The sequence below is a fragment of the Methylocella sp. CPCC 101449 genome (assembly GCF_031921685.1).
GTDB lineage: Bacteria > Pseudomonadota > Alphaproteobacteria > Rhizobiales > Beijerinckiaceae > Terripilifer.
Window position 1 is genome coordinate 207,265 of sequence record NZ_JAPDHU010000001.1, and the last position, 19,159, is coordinate 226,423.

The 19,159-nt window shown below is 61.5% G+C and carries 18 protein-coding genes; 5 read left to right on the forward strand and 13 right to left on the reverse strand.

Annotated elements, in window-relative coordinates:
- Positions 1-46: 46 nt before the first annotated feature.
- The 4 genes from OIM99_RS00950 to OIM99_RS00965 all read right to left on the reverse strand — a co-directional run bounded on the left by OIM99_RS00950 (position 47) and on the right by OIM99_RS00965 (position 5,015).
- Positions 47-2,227 (reverse strand): molybdopterin cofactor-binding domain-containing protein, encoded by a 2,181-nt coding sequence (locus OIM99_RS00950; RefSeq protein WP_311848415.1) that lies wholly within the window; start codon positions 2,225-2,227, stop codon positions 47-49.
- A gap of 4 nt (positions 2,228-2,231) precedes the next feature.
- Positions 2,232-2,690, reverse strand: a complete 459-nt coding sequence (locus OIM99_RS00955) for a 2Fe-2S iron-sulfur cluster-binding protein (protein WP_311848416.1) — start codon at positions 2,688-2,690, stop codon at positions 2,232-2,234.
- 379 nt (positions 2,691-3,069) lie between these two features.
- Entirely contained in the window at positions 3,070-4,236 is a 1,167-nt protein-coding gene (locus OIM99_RS00960) for an LLM class flavin-dependent oxidoreductase (protein WP_311848417.1), read from the reverse strand.
- On the reverse strand, positions 4,236-5,015 hold the full coding sequence (locus OIM99_RS00965) for an alpha/beta hydrolase (protein WP_311848418.1): 780 nt from the start codon (positions 5,013-5,015) through the stop codon (positions 4,236-4,238). The genes OIM99_RS00960 and OIM99_RS00965 overlap by 1 nt, the downstream gene beginning before the upstream one ends.
- Before the next feature lie 347 nt (positions 5,016-5,362).
- Between OIM99_RS00965 and OIM99_RS00970 the strand changes: the two genes are divergently transcribed.
- Together OIM99_RS00970 and OIM99_RS00975 are read left to right on the forward strand one after the other, a co-directional pair.
- The gene (locus OIM99_RS00970) at positions 5,363-5,836 is read left to right on the forward strand and encodes a MarR family transcriptional regulator (protein WP_311848419.1); all 474 of its coding nucleotides are present in this window, start codon (positions 5,363-5,365) and stop codon (positions 5,834-5,836) included.
- A gap of 111 nt (positions 5,837-5,947) precedes the next feature.
- Positions 5,948-7,003 (forward strand): ABC transporter substrate-binding protein, encoded by a 1,056-nt coding sequence (locus tag OIM99_RS00975; protein WP_311848420.1) that lies wholly within the window; start codon positions 5,948-5,950, stop codon positions 7,001-7,003.
- Here OIM99_RS00975 and OIM99_RS00980 read toward each other — a convergent pair whose 3' ends face one another.
- Genes OIM99_RS00980 through OIM99_RS00995 form a run of 4 tightly spaced genes read right to left on the reverse strand, consistent with a single transcriptional unit; the run spans position 7,004 to position 11,016 of the window.
- Positions 7,004-7,789: a fumarylacetoacetate hydrolase family protein gene (locus tag OIM99_RS00980; RefSeq protein ID WP_311848421.1), complete on the reverse strand. Its 786-nt coding sequence runs from the start codon at positions 7,787-7,789 to the stop codon at positions 7,004-7,006. It lies immediately after the preceding gene.
- 42 nt (positions 7,790-7,831) lie between these two features.
- Positions 7,832-8,815, reverse strand: a complete 984-nt coding sequence (locus OIM99_RS00985; protein WP_311848422.1) for a tripartite tricarboxylate transporter substrate binding protein — start codon at positions 8,813-8,815, stop codon at positions 7,832-7,834.
- Positions 8,816-9,802 carry a tripartite tricarboxylate transporter substrate binding protein gene (locus OIM99_RS00990; protein WP_311848423.1) on the reverse strand — a complete coding sequence of 329 codons (987 nt, stop codon included), beginning with the start codon at positions 9,800-9,802 and terminating at the stop codon, positions 8,816-8,818. It abuts the gene before it with no gap.
- Positions 9,803-9,813: 11 nt separating this feature from the next.
- Positions 9,814-11,016: a cupin domain-containing protein gene (locus OIM99_RS00995; protein ID WP_311848424.1), complete on the reverse strand. Its 1,203-nt coding sequence runs from the start codon at positions 11,014-11,016 to the stop codon at positions 9,814-9,816.
- A 172-nt stretch (positions 11,017-11,188) separates the two neighbouring features.
- On the opposite strand from OIM99_RS00995, the gene OIM99_RS01000 reads away from it, so the two are divergent.
- From OIM99_RS01000 to OIM99_RS01010, 3 genes are read left to right on the forward strand one after another with little or no spacing between them, the layout of a single operon-like run.
- Positions 11,189-12,454 (forward strand): aromatic ring-hydroxylating dioxygenase subunit alpha, encoded by a 1,266-nt coding sequence (locus OIM99_RS01000; protein ID WP_311848425.1) that lies wholly within the window; start codon positions 11,189-11,191, stop codon positions 12,452-12,454.
- Positions 12,455-12,461: 7 nt separating this feature from the next.
- Positions 12,462-12,938 carry an aromatic-ring-hydroxylating dioxygenase subunit beta gene (locus OIM99_RS01005; protein WP_311848426.1) on the forward strand — a complete coding sequence of 159 codons (477 nt, stop codon included), beginning with the start codon at positions 12,462-12,464 and terminating at the stop codon, positions 12,936-12,938.
- Positions 12,935-13,900: a 4-hydroxythreonine-4-phosphate dehydrogenase PdxA gene (locus tag OIM99_RS01010; protein WP_311848427.1), complete on the forward strand. Its 966-nt coding sequence runs from the start codon at positions 12,935-12,937 to the stop codon at positions 13,898-13,900. Before OIM99_RS01005 ends, OIM99_RS01010 begins: the two co-directional genes overlap by 4 nt.
- A gap of 4 nt (positions 13,901-13,904) precedes the next feature.
- Here the strand turns inward: OIM99_RS01010 and OIM99_RS01015 are convergent, their stop codons facing one another.
- Genes OIM99_RS01015 through OIM99_RS01035 form a run of 5 tightly spaced genes read right to left on the reverse strand, consistent with a single transcriptional unit; the run spans position 13,905 to position 19,085 of the window.
- A complete protein-coding gene (locus tag OIM99_RS01015) occupies positions 13,905-14,690 on the reverse strand; it encodes an enoyl-CoA hydratase (RefSeq protein ID WP_311848428.1) in 786 nt (261 codons plus the stop codon).
- Positions 14,691-14,692: 2 nt separating this feature from the next.
- Positions 14,693-15,589: a 3-hydroxyisobutyrate dehydrogenase gene (gene mmsB / locus OIM99_RS01020; RefSeq protein ID WP_311848429.1), complete on the reverse strand. Its 897-nt coding sequence runs from the start codon at positions 15,587-15,589 to the stop codon at positions 14,693-14,695.
- A gap of 16 nt (positions 15,590-15,605) precedes the next feature.
- Entirely contained in the window at positions 15,606-16,652 is a 1,047-nt protein-coding gene (locus OIM99_RS01025) for an enoyl-CoA hydratase/isomerase family protein (RefSeq protein ID WP_311848430.1), read from the reverse strand.
- A complete protein-coding gene (locus OIM99_RS01030; RefSeq protein WP_311848431.1) occupies positions 16,649-17,830 on the reverse strand; it encodes an acyl-CoA dehydrogenase family protein in 1,182 nt (393 codons plus the stop codon). Before OIM99_RS01030 ends, OIM99_RS01025 begins: the two co-directional genes overlap by 4 nt.
- Positions 17,831-17,846: 16 nt before the next feature.
- The gene (locus OIM99_RS01035; protein WP_311848432.1) at positions 17,847-19,085 is read right to left on the reverse strand and encodes an AMP-binding protein; all 1,239 of its coding nucleotides are present in this window, start codon (positions 19,083-19,085) and stop codon (positions 17,847-17,849) included.
- Positions 19,086-19,159 lie beyond the last annotated feature (74 nt).

Here is a 19,159-nt window from a genome sequence, read left to right on the forward strand (position 1 = left end):
AGAAACCGGCGGCCTTTCGACCGCCGGTTTCTTTTTGTCTGGAACTTTACGCCAAGCCCGCCTTGACGCGATCCGGCGTGAACGGCGCATGGCGCAGTCTCTTGCCAGTGAGCGTGAAGATGGCATTGGAGATCGCCGGGATTGTGCCGGAGATCGACAATTCGCCGACCGGCAGCGGAATGTCGCCGCTGCGGATGATCTCCACATGCATCTGCGGCACGTCCGACATGCGGATCAGTTCGTAGTCGTGGAAATTGCTCTGTTCCACGGCGCCATCCTTGATCGACACGCGCTCCTTGACCGCGCTGCCCAGCGCATAGAGCAACGAGCCCTCAATCTGCGCCACGACGTTTTGCGGCTGCACCGGCAGGCCGACGTCAACAGCGCACCACAGTTGATGCACCTTCACTTTGCCGCTCGCCGCATCGACGGAGACTTCGGCCACGGTGCCGGCCACCGAAAAGCCGATCGGCGGCAAGCCCAGCTTGGCGAAGGCGATGCCGAGCGCCCGTCCCTCGCGCTTGCGCTTCCACTCGGCCATTTCGGCAACGCGTTCGATGACCTTCTTGGCGCGCGGGTCTTTCAACACCGCCAGGCGATATTCGACCGGATCCTTACCGGCCAACTGAGCCAGTTCGTCGATTACGGCTTCGATGGCAAAGTTGTTGTGCCCCGAACCGATGCCGCGCCAGGCGGCCGTGCGAATGCCACGCTCTTCATAGATATGCTCGGCGGTCATCGCCGGGATATCGTAATGCGGCATTTCCGAACCGGCCATGACGATATGGTCGACGCCTTTCTGCGCCTCCATACGGGCCTGACCGTAGAGATAAGGCACCACCGTGTCGGCGGCGATGCGATGACGCCAGCCGGTGATCTTGCCCGTCCCATCAAGGGCAACATCGATCTTCTGCGCTGTCATCGGCCGCAGACGACCGGAAGCAATGTCGTCCTCGCGGCTCAACAGCATTTTCACCGGCTTGCCGACGGCTTTCGACAGCAGCACGGCATCGACAGCATATTCGACGAAGGCGCGCCGGCCGAAACCGCCGCCCATGGTCATGAGGTGGAATTTCACCTTGTCGGGCGCCACGCCCGCCGCCTTCGCCGCATCGTCGCGCGCCCGGGTCGGCCATTGCGTGCCGCACCAGATTTCGACGCCCTCCGCCGTCACCGAAGCGGTGCTGGTGTGGGGCTCCATCTGCGCATGATAGACATAGTCGGTCATATATTCGCTGGAATGCACTTTGGCGGCGCCCGCGAAAGCCGCGTTGGCATCGCCGACCGAACGTCCGATCACGCCTTGCGTCTTGGCATCGCGCACGTGCTCCAACGCCGTCCGCATGGCAGCGGCCGAATCCGTCTTCGAGCCCGGCGCGTCGCGCCACTGCGCTTTCAGCTTGTTGCGTGCGACGAAGACCGCTTCCACCGTCGAGCCGACGATGCCGACACCATGGTCGAGCGCGATGGCATCGACGATCCCCGTCACCGCTTTCAATTCATCGCGATTGAACGATGTGGGACCGGAGCCGCGCACCGGCGCACGCGCAATCGTGCCGTAGAGCAGGCCTGGCACGCGCACGTCGATGGCATAGGTCATCCGGCCGGTCGACTTCGCTTCCACGTCGCGGCGCGGCACGTCCTTGCCGATGAGACGGAAATTGGCGACGGGCTTGAGCTGTTCCGGCTTGATTTCCGGCAGCTTCTCCGGCGCTTTGGCGCTGGCGGCAATCTCGCCATAGGAGAGTTTGCGCCCGCTACCCGCATGGACGACGGTATTGGGCTCGGTGGTGAGCTCGCTTGCCGGCACATTGAGGCGTGCCGCGGCCGCGTCGATCAACACCTGACGTGCCTGCGCGCCCGCCGTGCGCGCCGCCATCCAATAGCCGCGCAGAGTGGTGCTGCCGACGACCATCTGGGTGCGCAGGATCGGATGATTGTAGACCTCCGCCACCGGCGCGGTCTCGATTACCACTTTCGACCAATCGGCGTCGAGTTCTTCAGCTAGTATCAGCGGCAAAGCGGTGCTGACGCCCTGCCCCATTTCGATCGCTGGCGAAACGATGGTGACCGTGCCGTCGGCGGCGATGCGCACGAAGGCGTTGAGCGCGGCGGGGCCGGCCTGTGCGGCCGCCTCTTGCGGCGCGAGCTTGAAGGCAAAGCCGAAGGACAGGCCAGCGGCACCGGCCAGAACGCCGCGACGAGAGAGATTGAGATTATCGTGCATTGGTTCAGCCCTCCCGCGATGCGCGTTCGACGGCGCTGATGATGCGCGAATAGGTGCCGCAGCGGCAGATATTGCCGTCCATATGTTCGACGATCTGATCGCGCGTCGGTTTCGGCGTCTTGGCGAGCAAAGCGGCCGCCTGCATGATCTGACCGGACTGACAGTAGCCGCATTGCGGCGTCTGTTCGGCAATCCAGGCCTTCTGCATGGGATGAAGACCGTTGGCCGAAAGCCCTTCGATGGTCGTCACTTTCTTGCCGGCAAGTTGCGACACTTGCGTCTGGCAGGAGCGCACGGCTTCGCCATCGACATGCACGGTGCAGGCGCCGCACAGTCCCGCGCCGCAGCCGAATTTCGTACCCGTCAGCCCGACATGTTCGCGCACCACCCACAGCAATGGTGTGTCTGGCTGCACGTCGACCGTTGTCGACTGTCCGTTGATGGAAAGTTGGTAGGTTGCCATCGTATCCCCTCCGAGAATGGCTCTTCTTTCATTAGAACTATTCCCGTTAGCACTGACAAGACGATTTGTGCAGTGGGATCATTACGATGATTTGGTCTCTCATGATGTGAGTGGGCGATGCAAAAAGTTGCGGCCACGCAACCGCAACTTCGCTTTCTGTAGTGATCAGGCGGCGGCGGACACCGACACGGCATCGACGATGCCATCGCAAGATCGCCGCCGGGACCGGTCGGTTGTACGTTGTTACCAGGTAACAAAACCGAGACTTACTCACGCCATGGGCGAGCTTCGCCTTGGCGGGCTGCGCAGCCGCTACTGGCGCCCGCCTTCATCGATTTCACGGTCGCGAACGTGAAGCTCGCGACCATTTGAGAGCGGATTATTTCGCCGCGGCCAGGGCCGGCTGCGCCTTGCGGATCGGCTCCATCACCTCATTGGCATAGATCGTCATGTTCTTGACGGCCAGCTCATGCGGCAAGGTGGCGAACTGCAACATGGTGAGCAATTTGCCGAAGCCGATCTCCTTCTGGAAATGCAGGATCTTGTCGCGCACCGTGGCCGCACTGCCGCACAGGAACATGCCGCTTTCCATCACCGCTTCCAGGGATTTTTCACCTGACTGCATTTGCGCCTTGGCACGCAAGACCCCCTGCATGGACTGCAGCGACAGATAGCCCGGCGGCAGCAGCATTTCCGGCGGCATGCGCAGGAATTTTTGATAGAAGGCTTCCGCATGCGGGCGGGCTTCGCGCATGGCGATCTCGTCGGTTTCGGCGACATAGCACGGCACCGACCAACCGAGATGATCGGAGGTCGCCTGCCAGCCCTGGCGTTCGGCGGAGTCGCGATATTGCTGCATATATTTGGCGAGCGCGGCGACGGGGGAGAACGTCTGTAGATAGGTGTAGCGCCGGCTCGGATGTGCTGCCCATTCGATCGTCTCGGTGGAGCCCTGCGAAGGAATCCAAACCGGCGGGTGCGGGTTCTGGAACGGCCTTGGCCACAGATTCACATAGTTGAAGTTGTAGTGCTTGCCTTCGAAGGCGAAGGGACCGGTCTTGGTCCAGGCCTGGATGATCAGATCATGCGCCTCGTGGAAGCGTTCGTGCGAGAAGGCCGGATTGACGTTCCAGGAGAAATATTCGGCGCCGATGCCGCGCACGAAGCCGGCGATGAAACGACCACCGGTGATGTTGTCGAGGATCGCGAACTCTTCGGCGATGGTCACCGGATTGTTGACCAGCGGCAAGGCACGGCCGAGCAGCGCGATCTTCACCTTCTTGGTGCGCCGCGATAAAGCGCCGGCCAGAACGCCCGGCTGCGGCATCAGGCCATAGGCATTGGAATGATGCTCGTTGACGCAGATACCGTCGAAGCCGAGCGGTTCGGCCATTTCGAGCTCGTCGAGATAGCGGTTGTACAGCTCGTGACCCTTGCGCGGATCATAGTAGCTGTTGGGCAAGGTCACCCAGGCCGATTTGTATTTGTCCGAGGCCGCTAGATCGAGGTCGGCATAGGGCATGAGATGGAAGAGAAAGAATTGCATCATGCCTCTCCTGCGAACTGGCGGATTGCGGCAACAAACTCAGGCGACTTTTCCGAATGCGGCAGGTGTCCGCAGTCTTCAAAAATCTGCACCTTGGCGCCCTTGATCGCCTCGCGGAAGCGTTCGGCATAGGCGACGGGAAGAAGAGCATCCTGCCGCCCCCACAACACCAGGGTCGGCAGATCGAGACGATGAATCCATTTTTCGAGATCGGGATTGTAGAGACGCGGATTCCAAGCGAGCCGCGCGGTCGTCACCCGGTTGCGCACGGCGATGTCGCTGTCCTCAGGGCTCACCGGCATGGCGAGCAGGCGCTCGGCCAGCGCCTTATCGTGGAACAGATTGCGGGTGAGTTCTTCCTGCGACCACAGGAACAGATCGGCCGGCGGCACGCCCTTGAGGCGCAGGCCGGCGGAGGCGACGAGGACGAGCTTGCGCAGCCGGCTCTGATCGCGCACGGCGATCTCCGAAGCGATCCAGCCGCCCATCGAGGTGCCGACGAGGGTGACGTCCTTCAGATCGAACTGCTTCATGAAGCTCAGATAGAAATTGGCCATGTCGCCGACATTGTCGAGCCAGTCGGGCATGTCGGAGCGGCCGAAACCTGGATGTTCGGGCACGATCACGTCGAAGGACTTCGCCAGTTCGGCCATGAACGGCGCCCAGCGGCTGGCGCCATTGGCGCCATGGAGAAACAACAGCGGCGCGCCGGAGCCAGCCCGCATGATGCTGGTCTTGCAGCCCTCCACCGTCTCGAAATAGATCTTCGGTTCACTCATGACATTTCCCTCATCCTACGCAGGGATTTCGGCGAAAAGGGCCTTCCCACACATCGCCGACCGGACGATCGGCTCTTTCCGAAAGCCGCCTAAGCGGCTTTCCCGCTTTTGAAATCCGATGTTCGGGGGAAGACCCTGGCATGCGTTCTCTCCCCGACCGTTGCTTTTTAAGTTGCATTTTTATTTCCATATGGAAAATATAAGTCAAGCTGATTTTCCATTTTATGGGCTGTATCGGCATATATTGCGGCGTCTTCCTGATATTTATTTCCAATATGGAATTAAATTTGCCCTTCAATCCCGTGCCCGGACGGCAGCCAGGCCCGACGACCGGAAAGGACGTTGCGTTGAACTCCCCAAAACAGGAACCGCCCGTCGAGTTCGACGTCCGTCTGAACGTGCCCTATCTCCTTGGCCGTGCCGCCAATGGATTGCTGGGCCGCCTCACCGAAGTCCTCAAGCAGCAGGATCTATCGCTCGGCATGTGGCGCATTCTGGCTTTGCTTTATGCGCAATCGCCGCTGCGTTTCAGCGCGCTGTTCACGCTCAGCTCCATGGAGCCTTCGACCGCCTCTCGCTTCATCAACGAACTGCTGCAACGCGGCCTTATCGCGAAAAAAAAGTCCAAGACCGACGCGCGCGGCGTTCTGCTCTCCATCACACGGGCCGGGCAACAGACGGTACGATCCCTTTTGCCTCAAGTCGCGGTGATGGAGAAAGATACTCTGGCCGGCTTCTCCGAAGATGAGGTCTATATGGCGCGACGGCTGCTGCAACGTATGTGCGACAACGTATCTCCACTGATCGAATATCCGGAGTAACCCGAGGCGCACGGTGGCTTGCCATCTAGAAAAGCCGCCGACCGGCATCCCCTTCGCGCCAAAAATGCTTTAAGCTGCCTCCCAACGGACAAAACGATGGGAGGGAATTCAATGGCGTGGATACGCACGACCGGCCGCCTGATGGCTGGCATTCTTGCACTTCTGGCGGCGCAGACTGGCTTGGTACAGACCGCCCTGGCGCAGAACAAGGTCAATCTTGGCTACACGCGGCTTGCCACCGACATCGGCCTCTATGTCGCCGACAAACGCGGCTATTTCAAAGCCGAAGGGCTCGACGTCAATTTCGTGCTGTTTGATTCCGCCGCGCGAATGATCACGCCGGCGGCGACCGGCGATCTCGATGTGGTGGCGGGCGCGACCTCCGCCGGTTTCTACAATGCGGTGGCGCGCGGCATCGATCTGCGCGTCGTCGCCGACAAGGTTTCAACCCCGCCCGGCCGGACCAGCCAGACCCTGATCGTGCGCAAGGCGCTGGTCGATTCCGGGCGCTTCAAGACCCTGGCCGACATCAAGGGGCTGAAGGTCGCCAATTCCGCGCCGGGCACTGCGGCGATGGCCTCGCTCTATAAAATGGTCGAGCGGGCGGGACTGAAAATCAGCGACGTCGAACTCGTCAGCCTCGGCTTTCCACAGCAGGTGCTGGCACTGTCCAGCGGCGCCATCGATCTGGCGCTGCCGGCCGAGCCGATGACGACCGAAGCCGTCACCAAAGGCTATGGCGTGAAGGTGATCACCGACGACGAGGCCTATCCCTATCATCAGATCGCCGTGCTGTTTTACAGCGGCAAATTCGCCAAGGAACGGCCGGAGGTTGCCCGCAAATTTCTCAAGGCCTTCCTGCACGGCGTGCGCGACCACAATGACGCGCTGGACGCGAAGGGCAATTTCACCGGGCCGAAGGGGGAAGCGATCATCGCCATTCTCAATGAATATACGACGATCAAGGACCCCGCCTTCTATCGCTCTTTCCCCCTCGCTTTCTGCAACCCGGACGGCACGATCCATCTCGACAGCCTGAAAAACGACTTTCAAGTTTATAAGGAAGCGGGCCTGCTCGAAGGCACCGTCGATCCACTGAAACCGATCGACACATCTTTCCTAGATGACGTGCTTAAAGAGATCGGCCCCTACAAGAAGGCCAATTGATCAAACGCGCTCGGCGACGAATGGATTGACGAGATGGCCGATGCCGGTGATCTCGATATCCACCTCGTCGCCGGCCTTGAGATTGGGTGAGGTGCCGTCGGTGCCCATCCAAATTACGTCACCAGGATAGAGAGTGATGTAACGGGTGATGGTGCTGATATAGCGTGCGACGCCAAACAGCATGGCATTGGTGCGAAAGCGCGTCGTTTCCTGGCCGTTGACCTTGACGATGGTTTCAAGCGCGTCGAGGTCGACGTCGGTCTCGATCCAAGGCCCCATCGGCTTCCAGGTGTCCGGCCCCTTGGCCCGCCAGAGCGTGCGATCCGATTTCTGCCAGCTCCGTTCGCTCACGTCATTGCCGACGGTGTAGCCAAGGACGCAGGACAGCGCCTCCGCCTCCGACAGATGCTTGGCCTGTTTGCCGATGACGACGACCAGTTCGCCTTCGTATTGGACCGCATCGGTCGCATCATGGGGAATGACCACGGCTTCGCCATGGGCGATCAGACCATTGTTGGTTCTTTGGCCGACATCAGGCTGCGTCGGCAGAGTCGGTGACTGGCCGGTGCGCGCTGCGACTTTCAGAATGTGTTCGGTGTAATTGAAGCCGACGGCGTAGAAGGTGGGCGGGATCACCGGTACTTCGATCTTCACCGTGGACAGATCGTGCCGGCGCGTGGTTTTCTGATGATCGCCAAAAGGCGTTCCGTCGATCTCGACGAGCCGGTCGCCTTCCAGGATGCCATAGAATGTTTTGCCGTCACGCGACGCTCTGATCCACCGCACGCCATTCTCCTTTCAAGGGGCCAGCTTTCAAAGGTCCGGCTTTCATGGATCGGGCTTGGCGGCCGAAGCACGCACGACATCGGCCCATTTGGTCACTTCGGTGGCGACGAAAGCTGGCATCGCTTCGGGCGGCCGCCAATGGGTGATCACGGCGTTGCGCTTGAACGTCTCCTGCACCGATGGCGCCGACAGAGCTTTCTCGATGCTGCCTGCCAGCCGTGTGATCCGCTCTGACGGCGTACGCGCCGGCGCGAAATAGGCGAACCAGGCGTCCGCATCCACGTCCGCGACGCCGGCTTCCGCCAAAGTCGGTACATCAGGCAGTTGCGGCATGCGCGTGGAGGAGGCAATGGCGATCGCCCGCACAAGACCGCCATCGATCTGGCCCAAGATATTGGCGACGGCGACAAAGCCGAAATCGACGATGCCATTGACGAGGTCCTGCACCAGCGGCGCACCGCCACGATAGGGCACATGCGCGGCCTGCGTACCCGTCTTCAGCTTGAACAATTCAGCGGCCAGATGAGAAGACGACCCATTGCCCGTCGAACCGTAATTCAATTTGCCAGGCTCAGCGCGCAGCAGATCGACCAGCTCCTTCGCCGTCTGCGCCTTCAGCCCACGCTTGACGACGAGCGCGTGCGGCACGGTGCAGATGCCACAGATCGGCGCGAAGCTTTCGATGGTCTTGTAAGCCAGATTGGGGATCAGCGCGTCGTTGGTGCCGTGGGTCTGCTGGGTGCCCAGCACGATGCGATAGCCATCGGGATCGGCCTGGGCGACGGCCAAAGCGCCGATCGCCCCACCGCCACCGCCCCGGTTTTCGATGACGATCGATTGGCCCAGGTACTGAGTCATCTGCTCGCCCAGCGCACGGGCGACGAGATCGACCGAACCGCCGCCCGGATAAGGTACGATCACCGTAATCGGACGATCGGGGAACCGTTCCTGCGCCATGGCGGGCGCCAGAGCCACAGCGGACGTTCCGACCAGAAAAGCCCGCCGGCTCATAGACAATACCGTCACTCAATCCCCCAATTTGACGCCGGCCTGTTTGATGACGCCGGCCCAAAGTTTGACCTCGCTGGCAATGAAAGCCGCCGCCTCTTGCGGCGTATTGCCGATGGGTTGCGCCGCCTGATCGAGGAATTTTTTGCGAATTTCAGGCGAGCGGATCACTGCTACCGCATCTTTATTGATCTTGTCGATGATCGCATCAGGCGTTGCTGGCGGTGCCATCATGGCGAACCAGGCGATGGCAGAAAAGCCTTTCAAGCCGGATTCCGAAACCGTCGGCACATCAGGCAGTTCCGGCGTACGCTCGAGGGAACAGACGCCGATAATCTTCAGACTGCCGCCGCGATGCTGCGGCAGCGATTGCGAAATATTGTCGAAGAAAACGTCGACATGACCGGCGACCAGATCGTTCAGCGCCGGGGCCGTGCCGCGATAGGGAATATGATTGAATTTGACGCCGGCCATACTCTCGAACAGGGCCGCCGTTAGGTGCGACGTGCTGCCATTGCCTTGATTGGCGCAATTGATCTTGCCTGGATTGGCTTTCGCCTTGGCGATCAGTTCGGCGATGGTGGAAACACCGAGCTTGTTGCTGACGTCAACCACATTGGTGGCGGAACCGATGATGGTGATCGGCTTGAACTTGCTCGCGTCATAAGCAAGCTTTGGATAGAGGCTCTGATTGATGGCGATCGGCGGCGGCGGCGCGGCGAGCAGCGTGTAGCCATCGGGTTCGGCAAAGGCCACGGCTTCGGCACCGACATTGCCGGCAGCACCCGTGCGGTTCTCAATCAAGACAGGCTGTTTCCAGACATTGGTCAGCACTTCCGCCAGCAAGCGCGGCAGTGCGTCGGCCGTGCCGCCAGCCGGAAACGGCACGATGATGCGCACGCTCTGGGCTGGCCAGTTACCGGCGCCTTGCGCTCGCACTGAAGCCGGCAATAGAGCGGCGGTGCTTGAAGCCAACAACGCCCTGTTGAATTGGCGACGATCCATATTTCCCTCCCTCACGCGACGATTTGTATCGTCTCATTCTTCTCGTTCTTGCCCTGGGCGCGATATTGCCCGATCTTCTGGATCAAGGGCGCATCCGACATGGTGTAGAGCACCGCGTCGGAGCTACCGGCGTTGACATGACGGCGCCACAGGAAGTTCGGCACAACGAAAATGTCGTTTTCTTCCCAGTCATAGATGGTGCCGGCAATTTCCGTCTGGCCCCGCCCCTGCATGACCACGTAAACCGTGCTGGCCGTTTCGCGCTTGAAGCGCGTTTCCTCGCCGGCACGCAGCAATTGCGCGCCATAGCCGACCGTCGGAAACAAGGAAGCGCCGTTCACCGGATTGACGATGTCGAGATAGACGCCTTCATAGGGATCGCCCGCTTCGCCGCGCAGCGCCGTCAATGCGGCCACAATATCCTTGCCACGATACTGAATATGCGGACTGGTTTCATGGCCGATGCCGCGTGCGGTGGTGGCGAAACGCGGCACCAGGCCGCCTTGGCCATAGAGGCGCTGCGAATGGCCGGCCGGCAGGCTCTGCTTCTGCACCCGCGCATTGGCTGGCGCGTCCGGCATATCCTCGTCAAGCCAGATAAGATCGAGAAATTCGAGGACGGGCCAATCGAGCGTGTCGATCCAGGTGACCGGTTCGTTCGAATCGTTGCCGTGATCATGCCATGTGCCGTTGGGCGTGAGAATGATGTCGCCGCGCTCGGCCTCGCAACGCTCGCCTTCCACGGTGGTATAACCACCCCTGCGGGACAGGATCGTGCGGCTGGCATTGGGCGAATGCATATGCGCCGGCGCCAGATCGCCGGAATTGTAGATGGAAACAGCGCAGCGCAATGTCGCCGTCACCTGCAACCGGCCGGCAAGACCCGGATTGGTGAGGAGGAACTGTTGCCGGTCGGCGAATTCGATCGGCGAAATATTGGCCGTGCGGGCGACGTCGGCGATGCGGTCGAGATAGGGCGAAATTTCGCGCCACCTCCACAGATGCGGCAAGGCTTTCATCTGTGCGGCGGCAACACGGCCCTGCGCCAGCTTGCCCGAGGGAACCAATTCCGTCTCCTTAAACCAAGGTCGCTGCGCCGGTGCATTGGCCTGGGTGCGCAGCCAGATATTCAGCTTGCCGGCCTCGGCGTTGAGCGCTTCCATGGCGGCGCGCGCGTCGGTGGGAACGGCACGCGAGGGCTGTGGCTGGGTCATCACGCATCCTCCCGATTGTTTCCGGTCGTTTTACAGGCCGGCTTCCGCCAAGACATGAAGTCAGGGTTTCCACCTTGTCAACATGACCTTGAGGCCGCCGGCCAACATTGACTTGGCAGCATGGCAAAGGCTTATATGCGGTGGGGCGGCAACGCCAAGGCAAGGAAAAACAATGAGCCAACAAGCCGAGCTCGAACGCACCGTGGAGGGAATGCCCAATTGGCCGGGAGACGGGCTCACCCGCGTTCCCTATTGGGTTTTCCAGCGCGATGATGTTTACGCGCGCGAACAGGAAGCGATTTTCCAAGGTCCTGTGTGGCACTATCTCTGCCTGGAAGCGGACATTGCCGAAGGCGGCGACTTTGTCACCACTTTCGTCGGCGATGCGCCTGTGGTCGTCACGCGCGACAGCGAGGGCGCAATCCATGCCTTCGAGAACCGCTGCGCCCATCGCGGCGCATTGATCTGCCTCGACGCCAAGGGCAAAGGCAAAAAGGATTTCGCCTGCGTCTACCATGCCTGGACCTATGACCTCACCGGCAAGCTCACCGGCGTTGCCTTCCAGAAGGGCGTGAAGGGCAAAGGCGGCATGCCACCGGAGTTCAAAATCTCCGAGCACGGGCCGCGCCGCCTGAAGATCACGGCTCTGCACGGGCTCGTCTTCGGTTCATTCAGCGCCGATGCGCCCGATTTCAAGAGCTGGCTCGGGCCCGAGATCGAACCGAAGATTGGCCGCGTGCTCGCCGGCCGCAAGCCGGTCGTGCTGGGGCGCTATACCCAGGTGCTGCCCAACAACTGGAAGCTCTATGTGGAGAACGTCAAGGACTCCTACCACGCCAGCATCCTGCATCTGTTCTTCACCACATTCGAACTGAACCGCCTGTCGCAGAAAGGCGCCATCGTCGTCGACGAAACCGGCGGCCACCACATCAGCTATTCGGCCATCGACCGGAAGACGAACACCGCCAGCGCGGACTATGCGCAGCAGAAAATTCGCTCCGACAGCAAATATCGCCTCGCCGATCCCTCCCTGTTGCAGGGCTTCGACGAATTCAACGACGATGTGACCTTGCAGATCCTGTCGGTCTTCCCGACCTTCGTCCTGCAGCAGATCCAGAACAGCATCGCCATCCGTCAGGTGGTGCCGCGCGGACCCGATCGCACGGATCTACACTGGACCTTGCTCGGCTTCGAGACCGATACGCCGGAACAGCGGCTGACGCGGCTGAAACAGGCCAATCTGATCGGGCCGGCCGGCTTCATCTCGATGGAAGACGGTTGCGTCGGCGGCTTCGTGCAGCGTGGCGTGCGTGCGGCCTCGCGCGAACAGGCCATCTTGCAAATGGGCGGTTCGACCGCCGAAAGCAGCGAAAGCCGCGTCACCGAAGCCTCGATCCGCGGCTTCTGGAAAGCCTGGCGCGCCCATACTGGAATCTGAATTTCACATGCCCAGCATCAACGATCATTTCTTCGCCATCGCGCGCGCCCAATCGGACTATGCGCGCTGCATCGATGACGACCGGCTCGAAGAATGGCCGTCGTTCTTCGAGGAAGCCTGCCTGTATCGCATCACCTCGGCCGCCAGCCATCGCGATGGCTATGAAGCCTCCGTCGTCTTCGCCAATTCGCGCGGCATGTTGACGGACCGGATTTCGGCGCTGCGCGAAGCCAATATCTATGAACGGCAGGCTTATCGGCATCTGCTGGGCATGCCGGCTCTTTTGGGACAGGCCGCGAATGGGCTGCGCACGGAAACGTCGTTCATGGTGGCGCGCATCATGCAGGACGGCACGACCGATCTTTATGCGACGGGCCGCTATCTCGACATCTGGAACACCAAGGGCGAGACACCGAAAATCGTCGAGCGCATCGTCGTCTGCGACAGTTCCCGTTTCGATACCCTGCTGGCGATCCCGCTATGAATGCCCAGTTGCCCATAGCCGTCACCCTCGGCGATCCCAACGGCATCGGCCCTGAAATCGCCGTCAAAGCCGCCGCTCACGCGCTTGAGACCAACGGTACGCCCGTCGTTCTGGTCGGCGACCGTTACGTGGTCGAACATTACGGCAAACTCGTCGCGCCGACGCTGTCGATCGTGGATGCGTCGTCGAACAAGGCCGGCATTCGCCTGCTCGCTGTCGAAGCGCTGCCGCCCAAGCATTTTGCGCCAGGACGCGTCGATCCCGAGGCCGGTCGCGCGACCGTTGCCTATCTCCGCGCCGCGATGGACGCGGTCAGCGCGGGACAAGCACGCGGCATCATCGGCTGTCCGCACAATGAAACCGCCATCAATGCCGCCGGCATCACCTTTTCCGGCTATCCCGGCCTCATCGCCGAACTCTCAGGCCTGACTGAGGACGAGGTGTTCCTGATGCTGATCGGCGGCGGCTTGCGCATCGTCCATGTGACCTTGCACGAACAGCTCTCCAAATCCTTAGGCCGCCTGACACCCGATCTCGTCGTGGCCGCTGCCAAAACTGCCGATGCGGCCTTACGTCAACTCGGCATCGCCAAGCCGCGCATCGGCGTTTTCGGCATCAATCCCCATGCGGGCGAAGATGGATTGTTCGGTGATGACGACGAGCGCATCACCAAACCAGCCGTCGCGCGTCTTCAGGCCGAGGGACTTCAAGCGGAAGGACCGGTTGGCGCCGACCTGATGCTCGGGCGCAAGGACATCGACTGTTTCGTCGCCATGTATCACGACCAAGGCCATGTGCCGGTGAAGCTGGTCGCCGGGCGCCATGCCTCCGCTTTATCGATCGGCGGCAAGGCGCTCTTTTCCAGCACGGGCCACGGCAGTGCCTTCGACATCGCCGGCCAAGGCGTCGCCGATCCCGAAGGCCTGCTGCGGGCCATCAACCTGATCAGCGGCGTCGCCTGATGGCTCAGGCGTTCTTGAAATTCGGCTTCCGCTTCTCGACGAAGGCGGTCATGCCCTCCTTCTGATCGGCCAATGAGAAGGTCGAGTGGAAGACGCGCTTCTCGAAGCGCAGACCATCCGCCAAGGGCACTTCTTGAGCGATGTTGACGCATTCCTTGACCATCATCGCCACCGGCATGGACATGGAGGCGATGGTTTGGGCCGTGGCGATGGCTTCATCGAGCAATTTGTCGGCCGGGATGATCCGCGCCACGAGGCCGGACCGCTCGGCTTCGGCCGCATCCATCATGCGGCCGGTGAGGCACATGTCCATCGCCTTGGCTTTGCCGACCGCGCGGGTGAAGCGCTGCGTGCCGCCCATGCCGGGAACGACGCCGAGCTTGATTTCCGGCTGGCCGAATTTCGCCGTGTCGGCTGCGAGAATGAAATCGCACATCATCGCCAGTTCGCAACCGCCGCCGAGCGCGAAACCGGCCACCGCGGCGATGACGGGCTTGCGCGCCCGCACCAGAATGTCCCATGGACCGAACTTATCGGTCTTGAAGACATCCATGTAGTCGAGCACCTGCATTTCCTTGATGTCGGCGCCAGCCGCAAAAGCCTTGGCCGAACCGGTGATGACCATCGCGCCAATGCCATCGTCAGCCTCGAAAATGCTGACCGCATCGGTGACATCGAGCATGATCTGGCGGTTCAAGGCATTCAGCGCATCGGGCCGGTTGAGCGTGATCAGGCCGACGCGATCGCGGCGCTCGACGAGAATGGTTTCATAGGTTTTCGAGGCGGACATATTCATTCTCCGGAACGGGCACGAATGGCGTTGATGATAGCCGAAAAATCTTGGTCAGCATGACCTTCGGCTTTAAACGTGTCGTAAATATCTCTGGCATGGGCGCCAAGGGCGCAGTCAGCGTGAGCCGTGTGTGCCGCTTCCATAGCCAGGGACAGGTCCTTGAGCATCAGTTCGGCGGCGAAGCCCGGCTTATAGTCGTTATTGGCGGGGCTCGTCGGCACGGGGCCCGGCACCGGGCAATAGCTGTTCATCGACCAGCACTGGCCGGATGCCGTCGAGACCACATCGAACAGAGCCTGATGCGAAAGACCGAGCTTTTCGCCAAGGACGAAAGCCTCGCCGACGGCGATCATCGATATGCCGAGCACCATATTGTTACAGATTTTCGCTGCCTGCCCGGCGCCATCGCCGCCGCAGTGAACGATCTTCTTGCCCATATGCGCCAGCACGGGCTGACCGACGCCGAAAGCCTTGTCCGATCCGCCGACCATGAAGGTCAGCGTGCCAGCCGTCGCGCCACCGACACCGCCCGACACGGGTGCATCGAGCGACAGCATGCCGGCTTTCTGCGCGCTCGCATGCGCCGTGCGCGAACTCGCCACGTCGATCGTCGAGCAATCGACGAAGAGCGTGCCGGCTTTGGCCCTGGCGAGCGGCCCTTGCGGATCGTTGTAGACGGAGAGCACGTGCTTGCCGGCCGGCAACATGGTGATGATGACATCCGCACCCGCTGCCACATCGCCGGCGCTCTTGACGATCTGGCCGCCTGCGTTGGCCCCCGCCTTCTGCGCCTGTTCCGATAGGTCGAAAGCCGACACCCTATGCCCGGCCTTGACCAGATTGGCGAGCATGGGGGCGCCCATATTTCCCAAGCCGATGAAACCGATCGTCGCCATTCGCCCCTCCGGACCTTTAAGAACTGAAAACGAGATCGCCCGCCACGGGCGGTGCGAAAAAGGCCGCCACGTCGGCATCGCTGACGTCGGCCAACGTGCCCGGCTGCCACTGCGGCTTTTGATCCTTGTCGACGACGACAGCGCGAATGCCTTCGATCATATCGTGCCGGCGAATGCAGGCGGTGGCGACGCGAAATTCCATGCGCAGGCTTGCTTTGAGATCATTGGCGGCCCGCGCTTCGCGCAGCGCACGCAAGGTCACCTTCAGCGAGGTCGGCGAATGGCGGCGCATGCGAACGGCAGCTTCCGTCAGGAAAGCATCGTTCGCTTTGTCGAGCGCCGCGAGGATTTCCTCGACAGTATTTTTGGAAAAGCAGGCATCGATGGCGCCGCGATGAACCGCCAAAGCGCTATCCGGCGGCTGAATAGACACGGCACGAATGGCGCTTTCAACGTCAGCCCTCGTCGTTGCCTGCGCCAAGGCCTCGATCAGACCCGGCAGCGCGGCGCTCGGACAATAATAATCGGCCATGCCGCAGACGATCGCATCGGCGCCCGACATGGGAATGGCAGTGAGACCGGCCCAGGTGCCAAGTTCGCCCGGCGCACGAGCCAGCAGATAGCTGCCGCCGACATCGGGCGAAAAGCCAATCGCCACTTCCGGCATGGCCAGCCGCGTGCGCTCGGTGACGAAACGATGAGAGCCGTGGGCGGAAATGCCGACCCCGCCGCCCATGACGATGCCATCCATTAAAGCGATGTAGGGCTTCGGATAGGTGCTGATGGCGGCGTTGACGATATATTCCTCGCGCCAGAAGTCGTCGGCCACATAGCGGCCGGCTTTCGCCTCGTCATAGATCGAGCGGATATCGCCGCCGGCGCAAAGGCCGCGTTCGCCCGCTCCATCAACCAGGACGGCGGTGATGGCCGGATCATGCGCCCAAATATCGAGCGCCTTGCCCATCTCCCGCACCATGTCACCGTTGAGCGCGTTGAGCGCCTTCGGTCGATTCAACGTTAGGCGGCCGATATGCCCCTGCCGCGCCACCACGATATCGTTCATTGCCCACGCCCGAGCAGCGCGCGCGACACGATCAGCCGCATGATCTCGTTCGTTCCTTCCAGAATTTGATGCACACGCAGATCTCGCACGATTTTCTCGATGCCGTAATCGGCCAGATAGCCATAGCCGCCATGCAATTGCAGGGCATCGTTGGCGACATTGAAGCCGGTATCGGTGGCAAATTTCTTGGCGCTGGCACAAAGCCGCGTCGCCTGTGGATCGTGCGCATCGAGCGCAGCCGCCGCCCGCCACAGCAAGGTGCGCGCCGCCTCGAGATCGATTTCCATATCGGCGAGGCGAAACTGCAGCGCCTGAAACTCCTCCAGGCGCTTGCCGAAGGCCTGGCGTTCCTTGACATAGGCGCAGGCCTTGTCGAGCGCGCTCTGGGCACCGCCCAGGGAACAGGCACCGATATTGAGACGGCCGCCGTCGAGCCCCGTCATGGCGATGCGAAAGCCCATGCCTTCCTGACCCAGCATCTGGGCGGCGGGCACCCGTACATCCTCCATGATCACTTGTCGGGTCGGCTGGGTATGCCAGCCCATTTTCTTTTCATTGGCGCCGAAGGACAGTCCCTTCGTACCCTTCTCGATAATGAAGCAGGAAATGCCGCTCGGGCCGGACGCGCCAGTGCGCGCCATGACGAGATAAAGATCGGTCGCGCCGGCGCCAGAGATAAATTGCTTGACGCCGTTGAGAATGTAATCGCCGCCATCCTTGCGGGCGCTGCTGCGCAAAGCCGCCGCATCCGACCCGCAGGACGGCTCCGTCAGGCAATAGCTCGACAGCAGGCTGGCCTCGATCAGCGGCGGCAGCCACTGCTTTCGCTGCGCGTCGCTGCCGAAACGATCGATCATGCCGGCGACCATATTGTGGATCGACAGATAGGCAGCGCTCGACGGACACCCCGTGGCCAAAGCCTCGAAGATCAGCGCGGCATCGAGACGAGACAGGCCGCTGCCGCCATGGTCGGCACGCACATAAATGGAGGCCATGCCGAGGCCGGCGGCGGCGCGAAAGACTTCGACGGGGAAATGCTTTTCTTCATCCCAGCGCGCCGCATGCGGCGCGATCTCGTCGCGGGCGAAGGCGAGCGCCATATCGCGAATGGCCGTCTGCTGCTCATCGAGCGCGAATTGCGCTGTCGGCGCTTCGCCAGTCTGTGACGTACCGTCCATGGCGATGCCTTTCCGATCAGGGCGCCGGCCGCTCGTCGGCGATGACTTTCCCGTCATTCGGCAACTGGCCGCGTTTCACCAGTTTGACCGTGCCGCGCAATTTGGTCACTTCCGCCAGCACCGAGGCAATGCCGTCGGCCGTCTCTTCGCCATCGGCCTCCACATGCAATTGCATGCTGTCCTGCTCATTGTTGCGCTGGACCACCAGGCGCAAACGGCCAAGCTGCGGAAAACGCCGGCCGATCTCGGCAATCTGCCCGGGGTGGACGAACATGCCTTTGATCTTCGTCGTCTGATCGGCCCGGCCGAGCCAGCCGCGAATACGCGTATTGGTGCGTCCGCAAGGCGATTTGCCCGGCAACACGGCCGAGAGATCCCCGGTGGCGAAGCGCAACAGCGGATAGTCGCCACACAGGCGCGTCACCACCACTTCGCCAACCTCTCCCTCGGCCACCGGCTCGCCGGTGCCCGGCTTGACGATTTCGACGATGACGTTTTCGTTGACCATCATGCCTTCGACGATGCGGCCCTTGCCGGCGCTGGTCTCGAAGGCCACGACGCCCAGATCGGCGGTAGCATAGCACTGGCGCACATTGATGCCGCGCTTGACCAATTCCTCACGCAGGGAGGGCGGCAAGGCGGCGCCGGACACCAGACCGCGCTGGACCGACGCCGTGTCGCGTTTCAGCTCGGCGCCTTTATCGAGCAGAATTTTCAGATAGTCCGGCGTGCCGCAATAAACCCGGGGCCGATAATGCGCGATGGCAGCGACCACGGCTTCCGTATTGCCCGGCCCCGCCGGAATGACCGCGCAGCCCAGCGCACGCGCCGCGCTCTCCATCATGTGTCCGCCAGGCGTCAGATGATAGGAAAAGCAATTGAGGACGATATCGCCCTTCTTGGCGCCTGCGGCAAAGAGTGCCCGCGCGCCACCCCACCAATCCTTGCCATTGCCTTGCGGTTCGAAAATCGGTCCGGGTGAGGCAAACAGCCGTTCGAACCCCGCCGCCTTCGTCACCGCCAATCCACCGAACGGCGGGTCATCGCCCTGAAGCTCGATGAGGTTTGATTTGCGCATCACCGGAATGGTGGCGAGATCGGCAGGCGTCTTGATCCTTTCGATCACGACGCCCTTGAGCTGTGCCCGCAAACCAGGCGCGCGTGCCCGAGCGTGGGTCATGATCGCGCGGAGATCGCGCATCAACGCCCGTTCGCGCACATCGGGCGCTCTTATTTCGAAACGATCAAAATTCATTATCCCAACCCATCAACTCAATACGCGGCCATTAAGACCAAAGTAAAAAGACTAGCAAGTCTTCCACCGCGTGC